22 protein-coding genes and 1 pseudogene are annotated in these 22436 nt (G+C 72.4%); 4 read left to right on the top strand and 19 right to left on the bottom strand.

All coding sequences use genetic code 11. The features are described from left to right. Window positions 1-252 precede the first annotated feature (252 nt). The 15 genes and pseudogenes from ACLU3S_RS13255 to ACLU3S_RS13185 all read right to left on the bottom strand — a co-directional run bounded on the left by ACLU3S_RS13255 (window position 253) and on the right by ACLU3S_RS13185 (window position 16409). A complete protein-coding gene (locus ACLU3S_RS13255; protein WP_413951992.1) occupies window positions 253-918 on the bottom strand; it encodes a hypothetical protein in 666 nt (221 codons plus the stop codon). 87 nt (window positions 919-1005) lie between these two features. Beyond that, entirely contained in the window at window positions 1006-1581 is a 576-nt protein-coding gene (locus ACLU3S_RS13250) for a GNAT family N-acetyltransferase (protein ID WP_413951991.1), read from the bottom strand. Then, window positions 1559-3790, bottom strand: coding sequence for an MMPL family transporter (locus ACLU3S_RS13245; protein ID WP_413951990.1), 2232 nt, complete (start codon window positions 3788-3790; stop codon window positions 1559-1561). Before ACLU3S_RS13245 ends, ACLU3S_RS13250 begins: the two co-directional genes overlap by 23 nt. 210 nt (window positions 3791-4000) lie before the next feature. Continuing rightward, entirely contained in the window at window positions 4001-4315 is a 315-nt protein-coding gene (locus ACLU3S_RS13240; RefSeq protein WP_413951989.1) for a hypothetical protein, read from the bottom strand. A gap of 89 nt (window positions 4316-4404) precedes the next feature. Next, on the bottom strand, window positions 4405-5919 hold the full coding sequence (gene gatB, locus ACLU3S_RS13235; RefSeq protein WP_413951988.1) for an Asp-tRNA(Asn)/Glu-tRNA(Gln) amidotransferase subunit GatB: 1515 nt from the start codon (window positions 5917-5919) through the stop codon (window positions 4405-4407). Between the two features lie 16 nt (window positions 5920-5935). Continuing rightward, window positions 5936-6175, bottom strand: a complete 240-nt coding sequence (locus ACLU3S_RS13230; RefSeq protein ID WP_413951987.1) for a hypothetical protein — start codon at window positions 6173-6175, stop codon at window positions 5936-5938. After that, window positions 6172-7671 (bottom strand): Asp-tRNA(Asn)/Glu-tRNA(Gln) amidotransferase subunit GatA, encoded by a 1500-nt coding sequence (gene gatA, locus ACLU3S_RS13225; protein ID WP_413951986.1) that lies wholly within the window; start codon window positions 7669-7671, stop codon window positions 6172-6174. Before gatA ends, ACLU3S_RS13230 begins: the two co-directional genes overlap by 4 nt. Window positions 7672-7676: 5 nt before the next feature. Next, window positions 7677-7973, bottom strand: coding sequence for an Asp-tRNA(Asn)/Glu-tRNA(Gln) amidotransferase subunit GatC (gene gatC, locus ACLU3S_RS13220; RefSeq protein WP_004925108.1), 297 nt, complete (start codon window positions 7971-7973; stop codon window positions 7677-7679). A gap of 258 nt (window positions 7974-8231) precedes the next feature. Next, window positions 8232-8726: a cupin domain-containing protein gene (locus ACLU3S_RS13215; protein WP_413951985.1), complete on the bottom strand. Its 495-nt coding sequence runs from the start codon at window positions 8724-8726 to the stop codon at window positions 8232-8234. Window positions 8727-8770: 44 nt separating this feature from the next. Next, window positions 8771-8980 (bottom strand): annotated as a pseudogene (locus ACLU3S_RS13210) (DUF4267 domain-containing protein); the annotation flags it as partial. Between the two features lie 119 nt (window positions 8981-9099). Next, window positions 9100-11337: a putative bifunctional diguanylate cyclase/phosphodiesterase gene (locus ACLU3S_RS13205; RefSeq protein WP_413951984.1), complete on the bottom strand. Its 2238-nt coding sequence runs from the start codon at window positions 11335-11337 to the stop codon at window positions 9100-9102. 259 nt (window positions 11338-11596) lie between these two features. Continuing rightward, a complete protein-coding gene (gene ligA, locus ACLU3S_RS13200) occupies window positions 11597-13792 on the bottom strand; it encodes an NAD-dependent DNA ligase LigA (RefSeq protein ID WP_413951983.1) in 2196 nt (731 codons plus the stop codon). A gap of 15 nt (window positions 13793-13807) precedes the next feature. After that, on the bottom strand, window positions 13808-14815 hold the full coding sequence (locus tag ACLU3S_RS13195) for a methionine synthase (RefSeq protein ID WP_413951982.1): 1008 nt from the start codon (window positions 14813-14815) through the stop codon (window positions 13808-13810). A 348-nt stretch (window positions 14816-15163) separates the two neighbouring features. Then, a complete protein-coding gene (locus ACLU3S_RS13190) occupies window positions 15164-15853 on the bottom strand; it encodes an SDR family oxidoreductase (protein ID WP_413951981.1) in 690 nt (229 codons plus the stop codon). A gap of 16 nt (window positions 15854-15869) precedes the next feature. Beyond that, window positions 15870-16409, bottom strand: a complete 540-nt coding sequence (locus ACLU3S_RS13185; RefSeq protein ID WP_413951980.1) for a TIGR00730 family Rossman fold protein — start codon at window positions 16407-16409, stop codon at window positions 15870-15872. A gap of 65 nt (window positions 16410-16474) precedes the next feature. Here ACLU3S_RS13185 and ACLU3S_RS13180 point away from each other — a divergent pair, with 65 nt between their 5' ends. Together ACLU3S_RS13180 and ACLU3S_RS13175 are read left to right on the top strand one after the other, a co-directional pair. Further along, window positions 16475-16798 (top strand): DUF427 domain-containing protein, encoded by a 324-nt coding sequence (locus tag ACLU3S_RS13180; protein WP_413951979.1) that lies wholly within the window; start codon window positions 16475-16477, stop codon window positions 16796-16798. A 63-nt stretch (window positions 16799-16861) separates the two neighbouring features. After that, window positions 16862-17644, top strand: coding sequence for an alpha/beta fold hydrolase (locus ACLU3S_RS13175; protein WP_413951978.1), 783 nt, complete (start codon window positions 16862-16864; stop codon window positions 17642-17644). 7 nt (window positions 17645-17651) lie between these two features. Here the strand turns inward: ACLU3S_RS13175 and mnmA are convergent, their stop codons facing one another. Then, window positions 17652-18773 carry a tRNA 2-thiouridine(34) synthase MnmA gene (mnmA, locus tag ACLU3S_RS13170; protein WP_413951977.1) on the bottom strand — a complete coding sequence of 374 codons (1122 nt, stop codon included), beginning with the start codon at window positions 18771-18773 and terminating at the stop codon, window positions 17652-17654. A gap of 95 nt (window positions 18774-18868) precedes the next feature. Between mnmA and ACLU3S_RS13165 the strand changes: the two genes are divergently transcribed. After that, window positions 18869-19498, top strand: a complete 630-nt coding sequence (locus ACLU3S_RS13165) for an N-acetylmuramoyl-L-alanine amidase (RefSeq protein ID WP_413951976.1) — start codon at window positions 18869-18871, stop codon at window positions 19496-19498. A gap of 267 nt (window positions 19499-19765) precedes the next feature. Here the strand turns inward: ACLU3S_RS13165 and ACLU3S_RS13160 are convergent, their stop codons facing one another. The 3 genes from ACLU3S_RS13160 to ACLU3S_RS13150 all read right to left on the bottom strand — a co-directional run bounded on the left by ACLU3S_RS13160 (window position 19766) and on the right by ACLU3S_RS13150 (window position 21579). Continuing rightward, a complete protein-coding gene (locus tag ACLU3S_RS13160) occupies window positions 19766-20935 on the bottom strand; it encodes a cysteine desulfurase family protein (protein ID WP_413951975.1) in 1170 nt (389 codons plus the stop codon). 165 nt (window positions 20936-21100) lie between these two features. Continuing rightward, on the bottom strand, window positions 21101-21379 hold the full coding sequence (locus ACLU3S_RS13155) for a DUF4190 domain-containing protein (RefSeq protein ID WP_413951974.1): 279 nt from the start codon (window positions 21377-21379) through the stop codon (window positions 21101-21103). Window positions 21380-21384: 5 nt separating this feature from the next. Further along, the gene (locus tag ACLU3S_RS13150) at window positions 21385-21579 is read right to left on the bottom strand and encodes a hypothetical protein (RefSeq protein ID WP_413951973.1); all 195 of its coding nucleotides are present in this window, start codon (window positions 21577-21579) and stop codon (window positions 21385-21387) included. A gap of 144 nt (window positions 21580-21723) precedes the next feature. Between ACLU3S_RS13150 and ACLU3S_RS13145 the strand changes: the two genes are divergently transcribed. Further along, the gene (locus ACLU3S_RS13145; protein ID WP_413951972.1) at window positions 21724-22350 is read left to right on the top strand and encodes a TetR family transcriptional regulator; all 627 of its coding nucleotides are present in this window, start codon (window positions 21724-21726) and stop codon (window positions 22348-22350) included. Window positions 22351-22436 lie beyond the last annotated feature (86 nt).

Raw genomic sequence — 22436 nt, 5'->3', positions numbered from 1 at the left:
CGGCCTCGCGGATCAGCTGGGCGGCGCGCAGCTTGTGGTACTCGATCTCGATCATGGCGTGTCCTTCGAAGAGAGGCGGTGTCGTGCGTCGCTTTCCGCGACGCCTCCACCTTCGTCTCCCAGGGGGGTCCGCCACATCGGGAGAGTTCCGCATCTTCGGGCGGCCGGCGGGCCGCACGCACGCGTAAGGGGCCCGAAGGGAGTCCGTAAGGCGGACACGGACTCCCTAAGGCCCCTGGGAGCTGCGCCTGCTCAGCCGGCCGAGGGCAGGGCGAGCAGTGCGTCGGAGTACTTCAGGACGGCCAGGAGCAGCCCGATGACGCCGAGCGAGACGCCCGCCCAGGCGACCGACTTGATCCATGACGCCTGCGGACGGCCGGGGATGCCGAACGCGGGCCGGGCGAGCACGACCACGCCGGTGAGCAGCGCGGCCAGTGCGAACAGCCCCGCCCACAGCGCGGTGGTGTGCCAGGCGTCGCCGTAGACCGCCTTGATCTGCTTGGCGACGCTCGCCGTGGAGGAGGTCCGCAGCTGGCCGACGAGCTGCTGGCGGGCGCCGGCGACGGTGCCGATCCAGCCCCCGCTGAGCGAGACCAGGCCGAGCGCGGCGGAGACGACGGCGCCGGCGCCCTGGCCGACCCCGGAGGGAACCTTCTGCTCCGGCCCGTCGGCCTCCTCGGGCTCCGGGTTCTCCCCGGCCCGCGGCTCGGCGGCCTCGATGACCTCCCGGTCCTCAGCGGCCACCGGCTCAACGGCCTCAGCGGCCTCCCGGTCCTCCCCTGCCTCCCGCTCGGCGCCCTCGACGACCTCCCGGTCCTCCCCGGCCTCGGCTCGCGCGTGCTCCTCCTCGCCGGTGGCCCGCGCCACCGTCTCCTCGTCGCTGTGCGCCTCGGCGCCTGCCTGACTCTTCGTTGCCATGCCCGGCACCGTACGGATGCTGTCTGAGAGGTCCCTTAATGATCGTCAGGGAATGAGCGTCAGGTGGCGATCGTCGGGTAGCGATCGTCAGGCATCCTGCCGCGCGGTACGCGCGCGTGCCGCACGCCACTCGGGGGCGAGCACCGACCAGATCTCGGTGTTCGTGCGCACACCCCGGTGCAGGTAGTTCTCGCGCAGCACGCCCTCGCGGGTCATGCCGAGCCGCCGGGCCACGTTGATGCTGGGCTCGTTGGCCGAGGAGACCTGCCACTCCACCCGGTGCATGCCGCGTTCGTCGAAGGCCCAGTCGAGCAGCACCCGCATGCCCCGCGTGACGAGCCCGCGCCCGGCCGCCGCCGGCTCCAGCCAGCAGCCGGCCTCGCACACCCCGCTCGGGGTGTCCCAGACGCGGAACAGCAGCCCGCCGACGAGCTTGCCCTCCAGCCAGATGCCGTGCAGGCCGCCCGCGTCGACAGCGCGCTTGTCGGCGTACGACCTCAGCCACCCGCGGGCGCCGTCCACGTCGGACACCACGTCCGGCAGGCCGATGTGCCGGCCGATGAACTCGCGCCCCCGGTCGATGTTGGCGAGGACCTCCTCGGCGTGCCAGACCTCCAGCGGCCTGAGCTCCGCTCCGTCGTCACCCAGGGATGTCGCGTACATCGTGCCGGTCTTCCTTCCGCAGTTCCTCCACCGGGACCCGGTCGAGCCTCTCATGCGCGGCCCGGCACTCGGGCGACTCGATGCAGATGCGGGGCAGACGGCGCTCCAGCCAGTCCGGCAGCCACCAGTTGGCGGCGCCGAGCAGGTGCATCAGGGCGGGCACGAGCAGGGTGCGCAGGACGAAGGCGTCGAGGGCCACGGCGGCGGCCAGGGCGATGCCGAACATGGCGATCACCCGGTCGCCGCTGAGGACGAAGGCGAGGAAGACCGAGATCATGATGACCGCGGCGGAGTTGATGACCCGGCTGGTCTCGGCCAGGCCCACGCGGACGGCGCGCCGGTTGTCGCCGGTCTCCAGCCACTCCTCGTGCATCCGGCTGACCAGGAAGACCTGGTAGTCCATGGAGAGCCCGAAGAGCACCGAGACCATGATCACGGGCAGGAAGGGCTCGATGGGGCCGGCGCGGCCGAGGCCGAGCAGTTCGCTGCCCCAGCCCCACTGGAAGACGGCGACGACGATGCCGATGGCGGCGGCGACGGCGGCGACGTTCATCACCGCGGCCTTCAGCGGGATGGCGAGGGATCTGAACGCGGCCAGCAGCAGCACGCAGCCGAGCCCGATGACCGTGCCGACGAACAGCGGCAGCTTGCCGACGATCACGTGCGAGAAGTCGTCGTAGCTCGCGGTCACGCCGCCCACCTGCACGTGGAGGGACGTGCCGTGCTCGGCGCGCGGCAGCACCTCGTGCCGCAGCCGGTCCACGAGGTCGCTGGTGGCCTGGGACTGGGGTGCGGAGTCGGGGACGACGGTGAGGTACGCGGTGTCGCCGCCGGTGTTGTAGGTGGCCGGCGTGACGGAGGTGACGCCCGGCGTGGCGCGCAGGGTGTCGTCGAGGTTGTCCAGGGCGAGTCGGTCGCCCGCGCTGTCCACCCGTGTCACGAGGGTCAGCGGCCCGTTCACCCCGGGGCCGAAGCCGTCGGCGAGCAGGTCGTAGGCGGTGCGGGTGGTGGAGCCGCGGGGGTCGTTGCCCTGGTCGGAGGTGCCGAGGTGGAGGGAGAACGTCGGCAGGGCGAGCAGGGCGATGACGGCGAGGGCGACCGCGGCGAGCGCCTTGGGGCGCCGTTCGACCAGCGCGGACCAGCGGGCGGCGAGACCGGTGGGCACCTCGGGCCGCGGCCCGTGCTCGGCCAGCCGGCACCGCTCGCGCCGGCTGAGGGCGCGCAGGCCGATGAACGACAGCAGGGCGGGCAGCAGGGTGATGGAGGCCGCGACGGTCAGGAGGACCGTCAGGCTGGCCGCCACGGCGACCCCGTTGAGGAAGCTCAGCCGCAGTATCAGCATCCCCAGCAGCGCGATGCACACCGTCGCACCCGCGAAGACGACCGCGCGTCCGGTGGTGGCCACGGCACTGGTGGCGGACTCGGTGACGCTCAGGCCGCGTTTCAGGCCGCGCCGGTGCCGGGTCACGATGAACAGCGCGTAGTCGATGCCGACGCCGAGGCCGATCAGCATGCCGAGCATGGGCGCGAAGTCGGCGACTGTCATGGCGTGGCCGAGCAGCCCGATGCCGGAGTAGGCCGTGCCGACGCCGACCAGGGCCGTGGCGATCGGCAGCAGCGAGGCGGCGAGCGAGCCGAAGGCGAGGAACAGCACGACGGCCGCGACGAGGACGCCGACCACCTCGGCGGTGTGCCCGTGCGGGGACTCGGTGAGCTCGATCGCGCTGCCGCCCAGCTCCACCTGGAGCCCGTCGCCGGCGGCCGCCTTGGCGGTGTGCACCAGGGCCTGAGCCTCGCCCTTGCCGATGTCGTCGGCCTGCCGCGTGAAGGTGACGGTGGCGTACGCCGTACGGCCGTCGGCGCTGATCCGGTGGGCGCCCTGGCTGCCGTACGGGCCGTCCACCGAGGCCACCCCGGGCAGCCCGGAGATCTGGTCGAAGGCCCGGGTCATGCTCTGTTCCACGTCGGCGGCGCGGACGCTGCCGGTCGTGGTGTGCCAGACGACGGTGTCGTTGTCGCCGCCGAGGCCCGGGAAGCCCCGCTGGAGCAGCTCGGCGGCGCGGCCGGCCTCGGTGCCGGGGACCTTGTAGGCGTTCGAGTACGACGTACCCGCCACGGCGGCGGCCGCGGTGACCCCACCGAAGGCGCAGAGCCACAGCAGGACGGCGATCAGACGGTGCCGGACGCACCAACGCGCGAGGGCTGCCACAGGCGTGCTCCCAGGGGGTGATTTGTGGATCTTTGACCGGGAACAGTCATCCATGTACTGAACGGCCCGCAAAGAACGCATGAGCAATCAAAAACACTGTCGCAGGCGAAAGTGATCGTTTGCCGCATTCGTGGGCTTCTTCACAGGACTGGAAGGAACATCACAGGGCGTTCCGTGAACTCTGTCGCCGCGACGGCCACTTCGGGCGCTTCAGTCGAACTGGTCTCCGAGCGCCATGACCATCGTCCCGAGGATCAGCAGCCACAGCGCCCAGCGGGTACGGCCGCGAAGTCCGAGGACCGCGGCGCCGGCACAGACGGCGGCGCCGAGGGCGTAGGCGCCGGGCACGGGGGCAGGCGCCGACCTGGCGAGCCGCAGCAGCGCGGCGCCCAGCCCGGCGAGGGTCAGCAGTGCCCCGGTGCCGGCGGCGGTCCAGCGGGCCCGCCGGGCGTCCCCGACGTACTCCGTCACGTCCTCGGCCTCGGTTATCAGGGGCTCGGTGCCGGAATCGGTACGTCCACTCATGGCGGGCGAGCGTAGCGCCTTCGGCGGGCGGCGCAACGACATGGGGGGATGTGCCGGGCCCGGCACATCCCCCCACGGCTGACGGCGGCTCAGCCCTCGCTGACGCCCAGCTTCTCGAGGATCAGTTCCTTGACGCGGGCCGCGTCGGCCTGGCCCCGGGTCGCCTTCATCACCGCGCCGACCAGGGCGCCGGCCGCGGCCACCTTGCCGCCGCGGATCTTGTCGGCGACGGCCGGGTTGCCCGCGATGGCCTCGTCCACGGCGGCCGTGAGCGCGCCCTCGTCGGAGACGACCTTCAGGCCGCGCTTGTCGACGACCTCGTCCGGGGTGCCCTCGCCCGCGAGGACGCCCTCGATGACCTGCCGGGCCAGCTTGTCGTTCAGGTCGCCCTTCGCGACCAGCTCGCTGACCCGGGCCACCTGCGCCGGGGTGATCGCCAGCTCGTCGAGCGCCTTGCCGGACTCGTTGGCGCTGCGGGCCAGCTCGCCCATCCACCACTTGCGGGCGGAGGCGGCGTCGGCGCCGGCGTCGATCGTGGCGACGATCAGGTCCAGCGCGCCGGCGTTGATGATCGCCTGCATGTCGGTGGCCGCGATGCCCCACTCGGCGAGCAGCCGGGTGCGGCGGGCCAGCGGCAGCTCGGGCAGGGCCGCGCGGATCTCCTCGACCCACTCGCGCGAGGGCGCGACGGGCACCAGGTCGGGCTCCGGGAAGTACCGGTAGTCCTCGGCCTCCTCCTTCGTACGGCCGGAGGTGGTGCTGCCGGTGTCCTCGTGGAAGTGGCGGGTCTCCTGGACGACCGTGCCGCCGCCGTTCAGCACGGCCGCGTGGCGCATCACCTCGAAGCGCACCGCGCGCTCGACCGAGCGCAGCGAGTTGACGTTCTTGGTCTCGCTGCGCGTGCCGAACTTGTCGGCGCCCTTGGGCATCAGCGACAGGTTCACGTCACAGCGCATCTGGCCCATCTCCATGCGGGCCTCGGACACGCCGAGGGCGCGGATGAGCTCGCGCAGCTCACGCACGTACGCCTTCGCGACCTCGGGAGCGCGCTCGCCGGCGCCGACGATCGGCTTGGTGACGATCTCGATCAGCGGGATGCCGGCGCGGTTGTAGTCCAGCAGGGAGTGGGACGCGCCGTGGATACGGCCCGTGGCGCCGCCGACGTGCGTCGACTTGCCGGTGTCCTCCTCCATGTGGGCCCGCTCGATCTCCACGCGGAAGGTCTCGCCGTCCTCCAGTTGCACGTCGAGGTAGCCGTTGAAGGCGATCGGCTCGTCGTACTGGGAGGTCTGGAAGTTCTTCGGCATGTCCGGATAGAAGTAGTTCTTCCGGGCGAAGCGGCACCACTCGGCGATCTCGCAGTTCAGCGCGAGACCGATCTTGATCGCAGACTCGACGCCGGTCGCGTTGACGACGGGCAGGGCGCCGGGCAGGCCGAGGCAGGTCGGGCAGGTCTGCGAGTTGGGCTCGGCGCCCAGCTCGGTCGAGCAGCCGCAGAACATCTTGGTCTTGGTGCCGAGTTCGACATGGACCTCGAGGCCCATGACGGGGTCGTACGACGCGAGTGCGTCCTCGTACGACACCAGGTCGGTCGTGGTGGTCACGGTGAAAACTTCCCTCTCAGCCCAGCAGGACGTCGTCGTCGCCCAGCCGCTTCAGCTCGCGGTAGAGGAGCGCGAGGCCGGTCACGATCGCCACGGCGGACACCGTGGCGTCGATCAGCCGCAGCGTGTCGTGCTCGGCGCGGGCCTTCTTGATCTGCTTGGCGACACCGAGCGCGCCGAACGCGGTGGTGGCCATCGACAGGTACGTACCGGACTTGGACTTCTTGAAGTCCTTGGCCTTGGACAGCTTGCTCACAGCGACGGAGCCTCCTCCAGGAGCGGGTGCCCCCACTTTTCCACGAAGGCGGCCTCGACGGCGGCGCCGACCTTGTACAGGCGGTCGTCCTTCATCACCGGGGCGACGATCTGCAGGCCGACCGGGAGGTTGTCCTCCGGGGCGAGGCCGCAGGGCAGGGACATGGCCGCGTTGCCCGCCAGGTTGGCGGGGATGGTGCACAGGTCCGCGAGGTACATCGCCATCGGGTCGTCGGCGCGCTCGCCGATCGGGAAGGCGGTGGTCGGGGTCGTCGGGGAGACGATCACGTCGACCTGCTCGAAGGCCTTGTCGAAGTCCCGCTTGATGAGCGTGCGGACCTTCTGGGCGCTGCCGTAGTAGGCGTCGTAGTAGCCGGAGCTGAGCGCGTAGGTGCCCAGCATGATGCGGCGCTTGACCTCGGCGCCGAAGCCGGCCTCGCGGGTGAGGGAGGTGACCTCCTCGGCGGAGTGCGTGCCGTCGTCGCCGACCCGCAGGCCGTAGCGCAGGCCGTCGAAGCGGGCCAGGTTGGAGGAGCACTCCGAGGGCGCGATCAGGTAGTAGGCCGACAGCGCCAGGTCGAAGGACGGGCAGTCCAGCTCGACGATCTCGGCGCCCAGCTTCTTGAGCAGCTCGACGGACTCGTCGAAGCGCTGGATGACGCCGGCCTGGTAGCCCTCGCCGCGGAACTGCTTGACCACGCCGACGCGCATGCCCGCGACGCTGCCGTTGCGGGCGGCCTCGACGACCGGCGGGACCGGCTCGTCGATGGAGGTGGAGTCCAGCGGGTCGTGCCCGGCGATCACCTCGTGCAGCAGGGCCGCGTCCAGGACCGTACGGGCGCAGGGGCCGCCCTGGTCGAGGGAAGAGGAGAACGCCACCATTCCGTAGCGGGACACCGCGCCGTACGTCGGCTTCACACCGACGGTGCCGGTGACGGCGGCCGGCTGGCGGATGGAGCCGCCGGTGTCGGTGCCGATGGCGAGCGGGGCCTCGAAGGAGGCGAGCGCGGCGGAGGAGCCGCCGCCGGAGCCGCCGGGGATCCTGGTGAGGTCCCAGGGGTTGCCGGTCGGGCCGTACGCGCTGTTCTCGGTGGAGGACCCCATGGCGAACTCGTCCATGTTGGTCTTGCCGAGGATGACGACACCGGCGGCCTTCAGCCGCTGGGTGACCGTCGCGTCGTACGGCGGGATCCAGCCCTCGAGGATCTTCGAGCCGACGGTCGTGGGCACGCCCTCGGTGGTGAAGATGTCCTTGAGCGCCAGCGGGACGCCGGCCAGCGGGCCGAGCTTCTCGCCGCGGGTCCGCTTCTCGTCCACGGCGCGGGCCTGGGCGAGGGCACCCTCGCGGTCGACGTGCAGAAAGGCGTGCACTTTCTCGTCGACGGCCTCGATGCGCGCGAGGTGGGCCTCGGTGACCTCGACGGCGGTCAGCTCGCCCGAGGCGATCTTCGCGGCGATCTCCGCCGCGGTGAGCTTGATGATGGGGCTGTCCGTCATGGCGTTCACTCCTCCCCCAGGATCTGCGGCACCTTGAAACGCTGCTGCTCCTGGGCCGGGGCGCCGGAGAGCGCCTGCTCGGGGGTGAGCGAGGGACGGACCTCGTCCGGACGCATGACGTTCGTCAGCGGGAGCGGGTGCGAGGTCGGCGGTACGTCTTGGTCGGCGACCTCGCTGACGCGGGCGACCGCGCCGATGATGTCGTCCAGCTGTCCCGCGAAGTGGTCGAGTTCTTCGGGCTTCAGCTCCAGACGCGCCAGCCGGGCGAGGTGGGCGACCTCCTCGCGCGTGATGCCAGGCATGCAGCGATCCTCTGGGGTGAGTGTGTGTGGTTTGGGCCGGGGCCAGTCGTCCCGCTCCCGCCGTCCGCCCGAAGGGCGGGTCGCGCGGCGTCCGTGCGTGCGATCGCAGGGCGCCGGAGGGCCCTCGTGGCGGAGCCACGTGGGCACTTCGGCAACGCGGCGAGCGTACGTGCCAGGTGTCGCGCGACAGACGGGAATGGGACGACTAGCCCCAATCCTATGGGGCGGGGCACCGTGCCCGTGAAACGGTTTCCCCCGTCACCGTCGGCGGGCGTCCCAGGCCGGGCTGCTCAGGAAATGGTTGTCGTACAGCTCCTGGACCTCCAGCAGGCTCTCCGGCGGTACCTCGCCGAGGCGGATGCGCTGCAGATGGCGGAAGTACTCGAACCGCTCGACGCCCGGCGTGAGCACGATGAGCAGGTCGGCGTCGGCCCCGGGTACGGCCGCGAAGGCGTGCGGCCTGCCGGGCGGGACGACGACCAGGTCGCCGGGGCCCGCGGTGACGACGTCCTCGCCGGAGAGGATGTCGGCGGCGCCGTCGAGCAGGAAGAACATCTCGGCCGAGTTGTCGTGCCAGTGCGGCCTGGCACCGTCGGCGCCGCCCTGGAGAGTGACGCGCTGAGTGGACAGCGCGCCGCCGGTGGAGCTGCTGTCGGCCAGCAGGCGGACGGTGGTGGGCGCGCTGCCGACGGCCTCGGCCTCGGCCTCGCGGACGATCACGGACTCTTCGAATGACGGTACGAACAGTGACATCGGACCCCCGGTCGATGCGGTTGACGTGGCGGGACGAACTGTGGTCAGACCAGGAACAGCAGTGCGGCGCTGATCAGTACAACGACCGCGGTGGCGAAGTGGATCCCGAACGCGACGGCTTTCGTGCCGCCGTGCCGCAGGACGATCAGCGTGTCACCGAGCGGCACGAGGGCCACGGCGAGCATGAACCAGGCCTCGGCGCGCGCTCCGGCGAAGGCCGGCAGCGCCAGGCCCACGAGGCCGAGCGTGCCGTCCCCGACGAGCCTCCGCCGGGGCTGGGCCCCGGCCGGCCAAGGTCACTTCGCGGCGCGCACGAACCGACGAGCCTCCGCCGGGGCTGGGCGCGGGCCGCCGGACCGGCGTTGCCGCCTTCTCACTCGGCGGCCGGCAGCGCCGCCCGCGGCCGCTGCCATCCCCGCGATCCGCGGGCCAGCAGCCAGGCGGTCGTCTCCTCGGGAGGCATCGCCGCGGCGACGAGCCAGCCCTGTACGGCGTCGCAGCCGAGGTCCCGCAGACGCTCCCAGGTCTCGTCGTCCTCGACGCCCTCGGCGACGACGAGCAGGCCCAGCGAGTGCGCGAGGTCGACGGTGCAGCGCACGATCTCCGCATCCTCCGCGTCGACCGCCAGCCGGGCCACGAAGGAGCGGTCGATCTTCAGCTCGCTCACCGGCAGCCGCCGCAGATGGACGAGCGAGGAGTAGCCCGTGCCGAAGTCGTCGAGCGACATCTTCACACCGTGCCCGGCCAGGCCCGCGAGGGTGTCGGCGGCCCGCTGCGGGTCCTCCAGCAGCACGTGTTCCGTGATCTCCAGCTGGAGCGCCCCGGCGGGGACCCCGTGCCGGGCGAGCCGCGCGGCGACCGACCCGGCGAAGCCGGGCGTGTGCACGTCCCGCGGGGAGACGTTGACGGCGACCGGCACCCTCACACCCTGCGCCCGCCAGCGGGCCACCTGCCCGAGGGCGGTCTCCAGCACGTACTCGGTGAGGTGGGGCATGAGACCGGACGACTCGGCTATCGCTATGAACTCGTCCGGCGGCACCTTCCCGCGCTCGGGGTGCACCCAGCGCACCAGCGCCTCCAGCCCGGCGACCTGGCCGTCGAAGCGGACCTTGGGCTGGTAGTGCAGCTGCACCTCGTGCGCGTCCAGTGCCCGGCGCAGATCACCGAGGAGGCCGAGGCGGTCGGGGGTGTTGGAGTCCCGCTTGGACTCGTACACCTCCACGCCGGTGCGGTCCCGCTTCGCCTGGTACATCGCCACGTCGGCCCGCCGCAGCAGGCCCTCGGCGTCCAGGGCGTGGTCGGGGAAGACGGCGACACCCGCGCTGGCCTCCAGCACCAGGGTGAGCCCGTCGAGGTCGAGCGGGGAGCTGAGGGCGGCGACGAGGCCGCGCGCGACGCGGGTGGCCGACGTGGTGGAGTCGGCGACGGGCAGTAAAACGGCGAACTCGTCGCCGCCGAGCCGGGCGGCCTCGGCACCGCGCGGCAGGGCGAGCCGCAGCCGGTCGGCGATCTGGAGCAGCAGCCGGTCACCGGCCAGATGACCGAGCGTGTCGTTCACCGACCGGAACCGGTCGAGGTCGATCAGCATGAGGGCGGAGCGGGCGTCGATGCGCTCGGCGTCGTCGAGGGCGGTCCAGATCCGGTCCAGCAGCCACTGCCGGTTGGGCAGCCCGGTCAGCGGGTCGCGCAGCTGCTCCTCGGCGCGGGCGCGGGCCATCCACAGCGTGGAGTCGAGGGCGATGAGGGGGATGGCGAACAGCGGGAGCAGGACCGGCTGGGCCTCGGCGACCACGCACAGCAGGGGCGCGATGCCGAGCAGTGCGACGGCGACCAGGCCCTGCCGGACCAGGGCGGTACGGGAGACGGTGGGCAGTGCGCCGTCGCGCGGGGCGTGCAGGTACCACAGCAGGCCGCGGCTGACGGCGAGATAGGCGACCGCGACGAGGACGACCACGGGTACGGCGGTGATGCCCCAACTGTGCGGCCGCCAGGGGTGCTCGACGCTCGGCACCCGCCCGAACGCCCCGAGCACGAGGGCGCCGGCCGCGATCCCGAGCATGTCCACCGCGCCGTGCCGTACGCCCTGCCGCCAGTGGTGCCGCCGGGCTATGCCGACCAGGACGACGACGGTGAGGCTGACCATGGCCGCGGCCACCCAGCCGTAGAGCAGCAGGACGGCGAGGGTGAGGGCGGCGCCGGAGCCGGTGCCGCCCCACCAGCGGGCGCGGCCCAGCATGACGAGGTGGCCGACGATGATCCCGGTGAGCAGGGCCAGCGCCCAGCCGACCGTGCCGCACGGGAAGAGGGCGTGGTGGCCGGTGAAGGCGCGGTAGAAACCGGCGCCGAGGACGAAGCCGGCGGCGGCCACGACGACCGCGGGCAGCGTGGGCCAGGACAGGCGCCGTCGAGCGTCGGCGCCGGCCGCGCCGGGGGCGGGCTCGAGGGCCGGCGGTATGCGGGTGCGCCCTTCGGCGGCGCCGGCTCCAGCCGTACGCGTCTGCACACGCGTTCGGCCGGCGCGCCGTCCCGGCCACCTGTTCCCCCGCCACGCGGCCGCACGGCCGCGCAGGCGCAGCCGTGAGTACGGGGCGGCGCTCTCGGTCGGTTCCATTCCCGTCCCTCTCACAGCCGGCGGTGCCCACGCCACGCGGCCCGCTGTCCGACACCCATCAGCGGCACCGCGTTGAAGAAACCTTCCCAGCGCCCTCGGAGCGCACGGAAATGCCCCGACCGCAGCTGGGCACGGCAGGCGCACACCTCAACAGTAGGCCGCGGAAGGCTTTCACGGGCACCGGTCGTCGACGGTTGCCCGAATGCGCCCGAGCCACCCGTATGCATCTGATATGCACCGAACGGGTGGCCTTCAACCGCTACTCCCCGGTCGGAAGCGCGACTTCGGCCGCCGCCTCGGGCCCCTGCTCCAAGAGAACGCCGAAACCGTCCTCGTTCAGGACCGGAACCTTCAGCTGCACGGCCTTGTCGTACTTCGATCCGGGATTGTCACCCACAACCACGAACGAGGTCTTCTTCGATACCGAACCGGTCACCTTCGCGCCGCGGCTCTGCAGCGCCTCCTTGGCGCCGTCCCTGGTGAAGTTCTCCAGGGTGCCCGTGACGACGACGGTGAGTCCCTCCAGCGGGCGCGGCCCCTCGTCCTCACCGGAGGCCTGGTCCTCCAGCGGGACTCCGGCGGCCTTCCACTTACGGATGATCTCGCGGTGCCAGTCCTCCGCGAACCACTCCTTGACCGCGGCCGCGATGATGGGGCCGACGCCGTCCGTGGCCGCCAGCTCCGCCTCGCTGGCCTGTTCGATGCGGTCGATGGAACGGAACTCGCGGGCGAGGGCCTGCGCCGCCACCGGGCCCACGTGCCGGATCGACAGGCCGTTGAGGAACCGCCACAGCGGACGCTGTTTGGCCGCCTCGATGTTCTCCAGCAGCGCGAGGGTGTTCTTCTTCGGCTCGCCCTTCTGGTTGGCGAAGACCGTGACGACCTTCTCCTCCCCGGTCTTGGGGTCCCGCTTGGGCAGGCCGCTGTCCGGGTCCAGCACATAGGCCTTGATGGGCAGCAGCTTCTCCACCGTCAGGTCGAACAGGTCGCCCTCGTCCACCAGCGGCGGGTCCGCCGGCTCCAGCGGACGGGTGAGGGCCGCGGCGGCCACCTCGCCGAAGTGCTCGATGTCCAGGCACTCGCGGCCCGCGAGATACGCGAGGCGCTCGCGCAACTGGGCGGGGCACGAGCGGGCGTTGGGGCAGCGCAGGTCGATGTCGCCCTCTTTCATGGGCCGCAGCGGCGTGCCACACTCGGGGCACTCGCTCGGCATCACGAACTCCCGCTCGCTGCCGTCCCGCAGGTCGACGACCGGGCCGAGGATCTCCGGGATGACGTCACCGGCCTTGCGCAGGACGACCGTGTCGCCGATGAGCACGCCCTTGGCCTTGACGACCTCCTGGTTGTGCAGGGTGGCGAACTCCACCTCGCTGCCCGCGACCGTGACCGGCTCGACCTGCGCGTACGGCGTGACGCGGCCGGTGCGGCCTACGCTGACCTTGATGTCGACGAGCTTGGTGTTGACCTCTTCCGGGGCGTACTTGTACGCGATGGCCCAGCGGGGCGCCCGCGCGGTGGAGCCGAGCCGGCCCTGGAGCCGGATCTCGTCGAGCTTGACGACCACGCCGTCGATCTCGTGCTCCACGGAGTGGCGGTGCTCGTCGTAGTACGCGATGAACTCCCGCACGCCGTCGAGGTCGTCGACCACCCGGTTGTGCGGGGAGGTCGGCAGGCCCCAGGTCTTCAGCAGGTCGTAGGCCTGGGAGAGGCGGTCCGGGACGGTGAAGCCCTCCAGGGCGCCGATGCCGTGGACCACCATGTGCAGCGGGCGGGTGGCGGTGACGCGCGGGTCCTTCTGGCGCAGCGAACCGGCCGCCGCGTTGCGGGGGTTGGCGAACGGCTTCTCGCCGGCCGCGACCAGGCGCTCGTTGAGTTCGAGGAACTTGTCCATCGGGAAGTACACCTCGCCGCGGATCTCCACGAGGTCGGGCACCTTGTCGCCCTTGAGGCGGTCCGGGATCTCCGCGATCGTCCGCACGTTGGGCGTGATGTCCTCGCCGACGCGGCCGTCGCCGCGGGTCGCCGCGCGGGTGAGGCGGCCGTGCTCATAGGTCAGGTTGACCGCGAGGCCGTCGACCTTCAGTTCGCACAGGAAGTGGTACGTCTGGTCGCCCAGTTCGCGCGCGATGCGGTCGGCCCAGGCGGCCAGCTCGTCGTCGTTGAACGTGTTGTCGAGCGAGAGCATGCGCTCGCGGTGCTCGACCGCGGCGAACTCCGTCTTGTACGACCCCGCGACCTTCTGGGTCGGCGAGTCCGGGGTGCGCAGCTCCGGGTACTGCTCCTCCAGGGCCTCCACGGACTTCAGGAGCTCGTCGAACTCCGCGTCGCTGATGACGGGAGCGTCCTTCACGTAGTACCGGAAGCGGTGCTCCTCGACCTGCTCCGCCAGCTGCGCGTGCTTCTCGCGGGCCTCGGCGGGCACCGCCGTCGTCTCCGCTTGCTTGTCGCCGGCCACCGTGTTGTCCTCCCGTTACTCTGGGTTGTCCGCGAGGGATCTCGCCGCCCGGACGCAGTGGGCGAGCGCCTGGCGTGCGTAGGCAGGGGAAGCACCCGCCAGACCGCACGCCGGGGTCACCGTGACCGCCTCCTCCAGCAGCCCCGGATGCAGGCCCAGCCTGCGCCACAGCGTCCTGACACCCATGACGCTACCGGCAGGGTCTGACAATGGGCCGTCCGCGCCCGCCACCACACCGGTGAACAGCCGGGTGCCGGCCTCCACGGCCTCGCCGATCGCGTCGTCGTCACGCTCGGTGAGGAGGGCGAAGTCGAAGGAGACGGCGGCCGCGCCGGCCCGCCGCAGCAGGGCGAACGGCACGTCGGGCGCGCAGGAGTGCACGACCACCGGCCCGCCGGCGTGCGCCGCGACGACGTCCCGCAGGGTGGCCTCCACGACCTGCCGGTCCACGGCCCGGTGCGTGCGGTAGCCGCTGGCGGTGCGGACCTGTCCGCGCAGGACGGCGGTGAGGGAGGGCTCGTCGAGCTGGAGCACCACCCGGGCGCCGGGGACGCGCCGCCGGACCTCGGCCAGGTGCAGCCGCAGCCCCTCCCCCAGCGAGGCGGCGAGGTCACGGCAGGCGCCGGGGTCGGACAGGGCGGCCTCGCCGTTCCTCAGCTCCAGCGCGGCGGCGAGCGTCCAGGGCCCGACCGCCTGCACTTTCAGATCGCCCTCGTAGCCCTGCGTGAACTCCTCCAGCGCGTCCAGGTCCTCGCCCAGCCAGGACCGCGCGCGCTTGGTGTCCCGGCCCGGCCGGTCCCCGATCCGCCATCCGCTGGGCTCCACGCGCGCGTACAGCTCCACGAGCATCCCGGCGGTGCGGCCGATCATGTCGGCACCGGGCCCGCGCCCCGGCAGTTCGGGCAGGAAGGGGAAGTCCTCGAAGCTGCCGGTCGCCGTCCTGGCCGCCTCCCGGGCGTCGCCGCCGGGCATGGATCCGACACCGGTGGCCGACGGGAACCTGAACTGGTTGTTCTCACTCACTCCGGCAGGGTATGCCGTGGGCGGTGAGGGCACGGGGCCGCGCCGGGTCCAAGCCCCGCGCCGAGACCGGACCCCGGCGGGCGGCGCCACCGGAGGCAGACCCCCCGGCCGCACCGGATTCGCGCCGCCACCGCCAAGGCCGCCGCCCCAGCCGCGCCGGACTCGCACCGCCACCGGCAGCGGGCCGGCGTACGGGGCGAACTTCCGGACGACTCGATGGGCAACGCCGGCCGGCAGGCCGAGCGCCACCACCCGCCGGAGGCCGACGCCTCAGCCGCACCGGATCCGCGCCGCCACCGCCGGAGGCCGACGCCTCAGCCGCACCGGATCCGCGGCACCCGCCGGAGGTCAGCGCCCCGGCCGCACCGTCAGGTCGTTGACCTCCGCGTCCTTGGGCAGATCCAGGGACATCAGGATCGTCGTGGCGACCGACTCGGGGTCGATCCACCGGGCGGGGTCGTAGTCCTTGCCCTCCTGCTGGTGGACCTTGGCCTGCATCGGGCTGGCGGTGCGGCCGGGGTAGACCGAGGTGACGCGGACGCCGTTGCCGTGCTCCTCCTGGCGCAGGGAGTCGGCGAGGGCCTTCAGGCCGTGCTTGGAGGCGGCGTACGCGGACCAGCCGGCGCCCGCGCTGAGTCCGGCGCCGGAGTTGACGAACAGCACGTGGCCGCGGGCCGCGCGGAGCTGGGGCAGGAAGTGCCGGGTCAGCTCGGCGGGGGCGATCAGGTTGACGTCGAGCTGGTGGCGCCAGGACTTCGGCGTGAGGTCGCCGACCTCCCCCAGGTCGACGACTCCTGCGATGTGCAGCAGGGAGTCCACCCGGTCGGGGAGCGTCTGGTGGGAGAAGGCCCAGGAGAGCCTGTCCGGGTCCGCGAGGTCGCCGACCAGGGTGCGGGCGCCCGGGAACTCGGCGGCCAGTTCCTTCGCCCGGGCCGCGTCGCGCGCGTGCAGCACGAGGTCGTCCCCGCGCGCGTGCAGACGGCGGGCGACGGCCGCGCCGATGCCGGAACCGGCCCCGGTGATCACATGAGTAGCCATGACCGCCATGGTCGCATCAGTGGACGCCGAGCTGCTCCTCCAGGTGGGCCAGCGCCCGGACCGGCTCCTCGGCGAAGAACACCAGCTCGGACAGCGGGCGCGGCAGGAAGCCCTCGTCCTCCATGCGGCGGAACTGCTCCTGCAGCCCGTCGTAGAACCCGGCGGTGTTCAGCAGCACCACGGGCTTGTCGGTGCGGCCGTGCTTCTTCAGCTCCAGGATCTCGGTGGCCTCGTCCAGCGTGCCGGTGCCGCCGACCATGATCACCACGGCGTCGGCCTTCTCCAGCAGCAGCCGCTTGCGCTCGGCGAGGTCGGCGGCGATGACCATCTCGTCGGCACCGGGCCGCGCCTTGTTCGCCAGGAACTCCACGGACACGCCCAGCAGCCTGCCGCCCGCCTCCTGCACGCCGTCGGCGACCACCTTCATCAGTCCGACGTTGGAGCCGCCCCAGACCAGGGTGTGGCCGGCCTTGCCGAGCAGTTCCGCGAATTCGCGCGCGGGGCGGGTGTAACGGTCGTCGAGGTCGGCGGCGGACAGGAAGACGCAGATGTTCATGGCGCCCACCGTACGTCCCCCGCTCCGGCCGGGAAGAAGCGCGCCCCCGTCGGTGCTGTCCAGGTATGACCCAAGGACACACCATCACGATCGAAAAGGGCGAGCAGCACGTGCGCGTCGTGCACGGTGGCCAGGTGCTCGCGGAGACCGACCGCCCCCTCGTGCTGCGGGAGACGGGCAGCCCGGTGCGGTACTACATCCCGGCCGAGGACGTGCGCCTCGACCTTCTGACGCCCTCCGAGACCCACACCGTCTGCCCCTTCAAGGGGACGGCGTCCTACTGGTCGCTGCCGGACGCGCAGGACCTGGTGTGGGCGTATCCGGACCCCAAGGCGGCCGTGGCCGGGATCAAGGACCACCTCTGCTTCTACGAGGTGGAAGTGTCATGAGCGCCCCCGGCTTCGCCGTGTCGTGACCGATGAGCTCCGTGTCGTGCGGCAGTCTGCACGGCCATGGACAAGAAGACGACTTCCCGCGACGGCACCTCCCTCGCCTACGGAGTGACCGGCCGGGGGCCCACGGTGATCCTGGTGAGCGGCGCGATGTCCACCGGGGGCACCCTGGCGCCCCTGGCCGAGCGGCTCGCGGACCGCTGCACGGCCGTCGTCTACGACCGGCGCGGTCGCGGCGCGAGCGGGGACACGAAGCCCTACGCGGTCGAGCGCGAGGTGGAGGACCTGGCCGCGCTGATCGGCGCCGTGGGTGGCGACGCGGCGCTCTTCGGCGTGTCCTCGGGCGGCGCGCTGGTGCTGGAGGCGGCGGCGAGCGGGCTGCCGGTCGGCCGGGCGGCGGTGTACGAGGTGCCCTACGCGGACCACCTGGCCGGCGGCGCCGAGCGCGAGGCGGTGTACAAGGAGCAGTTGAACAGGGCCCTGTCGGAGGGGCGGCGCGGGGACGCGGTGGAGCTGTTCCTGCGCCTGACCGGCCTCGGCGAGGAGGTCATCCAGGGCGCCCGCCAGTCGCCGATGTGGGCCGGCATGGAGGCGGTCGCGCCGAGCCTCGCGTACGACGACGCGGTGATGGGCGAAGGTCTGGTGCCCCGGGAGCGGCTGGCCGCGATCTCGGTGCCCGTGCTGGCGGTCGCGGGCGGCGCGAGCCCCTCGTGGATGCGCACGGCGTCCCGTGAGATCGCGGACACGGTGCCGCAGGGGACGTACCGGATCCTGGAAGGGCAGACCCACATGGTGGAACCGGAGGTGCTCGCCCCGGTGCTGGCCGGGTTCTTCGCGGGCTGAGCGACGGTTACACGGCCGCCCTCGCGCGCGTGGTCGACGCGATCGTCGCCGAGCCCACCACGCGCGTGCCGTCGTACAGCACGATCGCCTGGCCGGGGGCGACCCCGCGGACCGGCTCGGCGAAGGTCACGCGCAGCTCGCCGTCGACGAGTTCCGCGGTGACCCCGGTCTCGCCGCCGTGGGCGCGCAGCTGGGCGGTGTAGCTGCCGGGGCCGGTGGGCGCGGCGCCGCACCAGCGGGGCCGGATCGCGGTGAGCGCGCAGACGTCCAGGGCTTCGGCGGGGCCGACGGTGACGGTGTTGTTCACCGGGGAGATGTCCAGGACGTAGCGCGGCTTGCCGTCGGGGGCCGGGGTGCCGATGCGCAGGCCCTTGCGCTGGCCGATGGTGAAGCCGTACGCGCCCTCGTGCGTGCCCAGCCTGGCGCCGGTCTCGTCGACGATGTCGCCCTCCGCCTTGCCCAGCCGCCGCGCCAGGAAGCCCTGGGTGTCGCCGTCGGCGATGAAGCAGATGTCGTGCGAGTCGGGCTTCCTGGCCACCGCGAGGCCCCGCCGCTCGGCCTCGGCGCGGATCTCGTCCTTGGTGGTGACCGTGTCGCCGAGCGGGAACATGGCGTGCGCGAGCTGCTTGTCGTCCAGCACGCCGAGCACGTACGACTGGTCCTTGGCCATGTCCGAGGCGCGGTGCAGCTCGCGGGAGCCGTCCTCGCGCAGGACCACCGTGGCGTAGTGGCCGGTGCAGACGGCGTCGAAGCCGAGGGCCAGCGCCTTGTCGAGCAGCGCGGCGAACTTGATCTTCTCGTTGCAGCGCAGGCACGGGTTCGGCGTGCGGCCGGCCTCGTACTCGGCGATGAAGTCCTCGACCACGTCCTCGCGGAAGCGGTCGGCGAGGTCCCAGACGTAGAACGGGATGCCGATGACGTCGGCGGCCCGGCGGGCGTCGCGCGAGTCCTCGATGGTGCAACAGCCCCGCGCCCCGGTGCGGAAGGACTGCGGGTTCGCGGAGAGCGCGAGGTGGACGCCGGTGACGTCGTGGCCGGCCTCCGCGGCGCGCGCGGCGGCGACGGCGGAGTCGACGCCGCCCGACATGGCGGCGAGGACGCGGAGGGGGCGCTGCGGGGTCTCAGTCATAACCCCTCCAGGGTACGGGGCGTCGGGAACCGGGACGGCCGGCCGTCCGTTGACGGTCACGAGGGGCGGACGGGCGGGAATCGGGCGGGGGGATCATGAGCGACACGGACCGGGGGCTGGGACGGCGCGCGCTGCTGGCCGGCGGGGCCGCGGCCGCCGTCGGCTCGGCCGTGCTGGCGCGTCAGGAGCTGTCCCGGCTGTGGTGGCGGCTGCCGGGCGTGGAGAGACCGCGGGTGGCGGGCGCGGTGGACTTCCGCGGCGCGCGCTGGGTGGCGGCCTCACCGGCGAACTACCGCCGGGCGAACCGGCCCGACGACTATCCCGTCGACCGGATCGTCGTCCACGTCACCCAGGGCGGGTACGACTCGGCGGTGAAGGTCTTCCGGGACCCGGCGTACGGCGCCGCCGCCCACTACATCGTGCGCCAGGACGGCCGGGTCACCCAGCTGGTGCGGGAGCTGGACGTGGCGTTCCACGCCGGGAACCGGGACTACAACGAGCGCAGCGTCGGCATCGAGCACGAGGGGTTCGTGACCCGGGCCGACTCCTTCACGGAGGCGATGTACACGGCCTCGGCGCGGCTGGCGGCGGCGATATGCGGGCGGTACGGCATACCCGTCGACCGGGAGCACATCATCGGGCACATCGAGGTCCCGGGCACGGACCACACGGATCCGGGGCCCTACTGGGACTGGGAGCGATACCTGAAAAAAATCAAGGTATGACCCCTTTTCGTCCGGTATCGACCGTTTTATTGTATTGACAGGCCTACGGGACGAGTGAGGGAGTTCAAGCGGAGTAGCCGACTTCAGCGTGAGGGACATGAATCTCCCAAGAGAGGTACACGATCTCCGCTGGTGCCGACATCGACGCTCGGGCTGAGAGGCCGGAAGGTCGCAAGACCGGAAAGCGACCCCCAGCACCTGATCCGGACAATGCCGGCGAAGGGAACCCGCCTCGTAGGTCGCTTTGTGCGTGCCTCCGCTCGCGCCTCAGGTGAGTCCCGCCGCGCGCGCCCGCTCCACGGCCGGGCCGATGGCCTTGGCGACCGCCTCGACGTCCGCCGCGGTGGAGGTGTGGCCGAGGGAGAAGCGCAGGGTGCCGCGGGCCAGGTCCGGGTCGGCGCCGGTGGCGAGCAGGACGTGGCTGGGCTGGGCGACCCCCGCGGTGCACGCGGAGCCGGTGGAGCACTCGATGCCCTGGGCGTCCAGCAGGAGCAGCAGCGAGTCGCCCTCGCAGCCGGGGAAGGTGAAGTGCGCGTTGGCCGGCAACCGGCCCTCGGGCGCCGGGTCGCCGCCGAGGATCGCGTCCGGCACGGCGCCGCGGACGGCGTCGACCAACTGGTCCCGCAGGGCGCCGATCTCGCGGGCGAACCATTCGCGCCGCTCGGTGGCGAGCCGGCCGGCGACGGCGAAGGAGGCGACGGCCGGGACGTCCAGGGTGCCGGAGCGCACGTGCCGCTCCTGGCCGCCGCCGTGCAGGACGGGCACGGGGGTGTACTCGCGCCCGAGCAGCAGCGCGCCGATGCCGTACGGGCCGCCGATCTTGTGGGCCGAGACCGTCATCGCGGCGAGACCGGAGCCGGCGAAGTCGACCGGGACCTGTCCGAAGGCCTGGACCGCGTCGGCGTGCAGCGGGATGCCGAACTCGGCGGCGACGTCGGCGAGTTCGCGGACCGGCATGAGCGTGCCGATCTCGTTGTTCGCCCACATCACGGTGGCCAGGGCGACGTCCTCGGGATTGCGTGCGAGGGCTTCGTGCAGGGTTTCGGGGTGGACGCGGCCGTAGGAGTCGACGGGGAGGTACTCGACCGTGGCGCCCTCGTGTTCGCCGAGCCAGTGCACGGCGTCGAGGACGGCGTGGTGCTCGACGGGGCTGGCCAGGACGCGGGTGCGGGCCGGGTCGGCGGCGCGGCGGGCCCAGTACAGGCCCTTCACGGCGAGGTTGTCGGCCTCGGTGCCGCCCGAGGTGAAGACGACCTCGCTGGGGCGGGCGCCGAGTGCTTCCGCGAGGGTCTCGCGGGATTCCTCGACCGTACGGCGAGCCTGCCGGCCGGACGCGTGGAGGGAGGAGGCGTTCCCCGTGATGCTCAGCTGGGCGGTGAATGCCTCTGCCGCCTCCGGGAGCATCGGGGTTGTCGCGGCGTGGTCGAGGTAAGCCATGGTGAGGCCGATTCTACGGGGCCTCTGCGGTTGCTTCGGGCGCGGACGCGTGCGGTTGGCCGAGGGGCGCCTTTGCTCGGCCCGGGTTGGCCGCGGCGGGAGTCGGGCGCCGCCCTCCCGGGGTCCCGTGCGGGGGCGTCCGGGGGACGTGCAGCCGCCCCCCGCTCACAGGCTCCAGGACACCGTGTGGGACATCTCCATGGCGGCGACCAGGACCGCGAGGTCGGCGATGCCCAGGGCGAGGCCCAGGCAGGCACGGCCTCGGCGGGCGGTGCCGCGCCAGAGGGAGACGGCCGCCAGGGCGATGGCGATGGGCCCGAGGAACAGGTTCAGGACCAGCAGACCGAGGAGGCCGAGGATGAAGGACGCGACGGCCATGCCGTCGGCGTCGCGGGTGCGGGGACGGGGGTCGGGGCCGCTCGTGGCCGGTGCGGTGAGTTGCATGGCGCTCAGCTCCTGGAAGTCGTGACGGACGGACGGTCGGTCGCGGCGCGGCGACGGCGGCCGTGGCGCTCGCGGACGGCGAAGACGCCGAGCCAGACGGCGATGACGGCGGCCATGGCACCGGTGACGGTCAGCGGTGCGTGAGCCACGGTGCCCAGCACGACGCCGAGCAGCATGAGTGCGGCGACGAGGAACAGCATGGGATCGGATCCCCCTCCGGGAGGCCTTGCGTCCGGCCTCGTATGAAGTTTCGGTAAACAGTTGTAGTAACACTTGTTCACTGAGTTCCAGTCTAGCGGGTACCGCGGCTTTTCAATTCCAGAGAACAGTTGTTAACTGATGACATGAGTCACACCCTCGGCATCCGGCAGGCCCAGAAGCAGAAGACCCGGCAGGCGTTCCTCGACGCGGCGCTCGCGCTACTGGAGGAGCAGAGCCTGAGCAGCCTGGGCCTGCGCGAGGTCACCCGGGCCGTCGGGGTCGCCCCGACCGCCTTCTACCGGCACTTCCGCTCGACGGCCGACCTCGGAGTCGCCCTGGTCGACGAGGCGCTGGGCAGCCTGCACCCGATGGTGCGGACGACGGTGTCCACGGCGGGCGACAGCGAGGAACGCATCGCGCGCGCCATCGAGCTGATCGCCCGTCACGTGGACGCGTTCCCCGCGCACGTCCGCTTCATCGCCCGGGAGCGGCACGGCGGAGTGCAGCCGGTGCGCGAGGCCATCCGCGACCAACTGGCCCGATTCGCCGAGGAGGTGAAGGCCGAGCTGGCCAAGGACCCGCAGGCCGCCGGGTGGAGCGACGACGACCTGCTGATGCTCGCGCATCTCTACGTCGACCAGATGCTCATCACGGCCTCCCTCTTCCTGGAGACGCTGGAGGCCTCGCGGGAGGAGCGCGAGCGGGTGACCCAGCTCGCCACCCGTCAGTTGCGGCTCATCAGCGTCGGCCGCAGGCACTGGCTGGACTGAGCGGGCGGAACGGGTCAGCCCCGCGGGCACCCGGTCCCGGCCGCCCCTGACCGCTGCCGGCCGGATCACCGCAGCCCCCGGCGCCA

It is taken from the genome of Streptomyces sp. AF1A (assembly GCF_047340315.1).
Classification (GTDB): domain Bacteria; phylum Actinomycetota; class Actinomycetes; order Streptomycetales; family Streptomycetaceae; genus Streptomyces.
This window is presented reverse-complemented; position numbering and strand designations above follow the sequence as displayed.

Bases quoted from the DNA above. Each gene is read 5' to 3' on its own strand.
- ACLU3S_RS13255 (WP_413951992.1), bottom strand. From the start codon at position 918: ATGGCAACGAAGAGTCAGGCAGGCGCCGAGGCGCACAGCGACGAGGAG.
- ACLU3S_RS13250 (WP_413951991.1), bottom strand. From the start codon at position 1,581: ATGTACGCGACATCCCTGGGTGACGACGGAGCGGAGCTCAGGCCGCTG.
- ACLU3S_RS13240 (WP_413951989.1), bottom strand. From the start codon at position 4,315: ATGAGTGGACGTACCGATTCCGGCACCGAGCCCCTGATAACCGAGGCC.
- gatA (WP_413951986.1), bottom strand. From the start codon at position 7,671: ATGACGGACAGCCCCATCATCAAGCTCACCGCGGCGGAGATCGCCGCG.
- gatC (WP_004925108.1), bottom strand. From the start codon at position 7,973: ATGCCTGGCATCACGCGCGAGGAGGTCGCCCACCTCGCCCGGCTGGCG.
- ACLU3S_RS13215 (WP_413951985.1), bottom strand. From the start codon at position 8,726: ATGTCACTGTTCGTACCGTCATTCGAAGAGTCCGTGATCGTCCGCGAG.
- ACLU3S_RS13205 (WP_413951984.1), bottom strand. From the start codon at position 11,337: ATGGAACCGACCGAGAGCGCCGCCCCGTACTCACGGCTGCGCCTGCGC.
- ACLU3S_RS13190 (WP_413951981.1), bottom strand. From the start codon at position 15,853: ATGGCTACTCATGTGATCACCGGGGCCGGTTCCGGCATCGGCGCGGCC.
- ACLU3S_RS13185 (WP_413951980.1), bottom strand. From the start codon at position 16,409: ATGAACATCTGCGTCTTCCTGTCCGCCGCCGACCTCGACGACCGTTAC.
- ACLU3S_RS13180 (WP_413951979.1), top strand. From the start codon at position 16,475: ATGACCCAAGGACACACCATCACGATCGAAAAGGGCGAGCAGCACGTG.
- ACLU3S_RS13175 (WP_413951978.1), top strand. From the start codon at position 16,862: ATGGACAAGAAGACGACTTCCCGCGACGGCACCTCCCTCGCCTACGGA.
- mnmA (WP_413951977.1), bottom strand. From the start codon at position 18,773: ATGACTGAGACCCCGCAGCGCCCCCTCCGCGTCCTCGCCGCCATGTCG.
- ACLU3S_RS13165 (WP_413951976.1), top strand. From the start codon at position 18,869: ATGAGCGACACGGACCGGGGGCTGGGACGGCGCGCGCTGCTGGCCGGC.
- ACLU3S_RS13160 (WP_413951975.1), bottom strand. From the start codon at position 20,935: ATGGCTTACCTCGACCACGCCGCGACAACCCCGATGCTCCCGGAGGCG.
- ACLU3S_RS13155 (WP_413951974.1), bottom strand. From the start codon at position 21,379: ATGCAACTCACCGCACCGGCCACGAGCGGCCCCGACCCCCGTCCCCGC.
- ACLU3S_RS13150 (WP_413951973.1), bottom strand. From the start codon at position 21,579: ATGCTGTTCCTCGTCGCCGCACTCATGCTGCTCGGCGTCGTGCTGGGC.
- ACLU3S_RS13145 (WP_413951972.1), top strand. From the start codon at position 21,724: ATGAGTCACACCCTCGGCATCCGGCAGGCCCAGAAGCAGAAGACCCGG.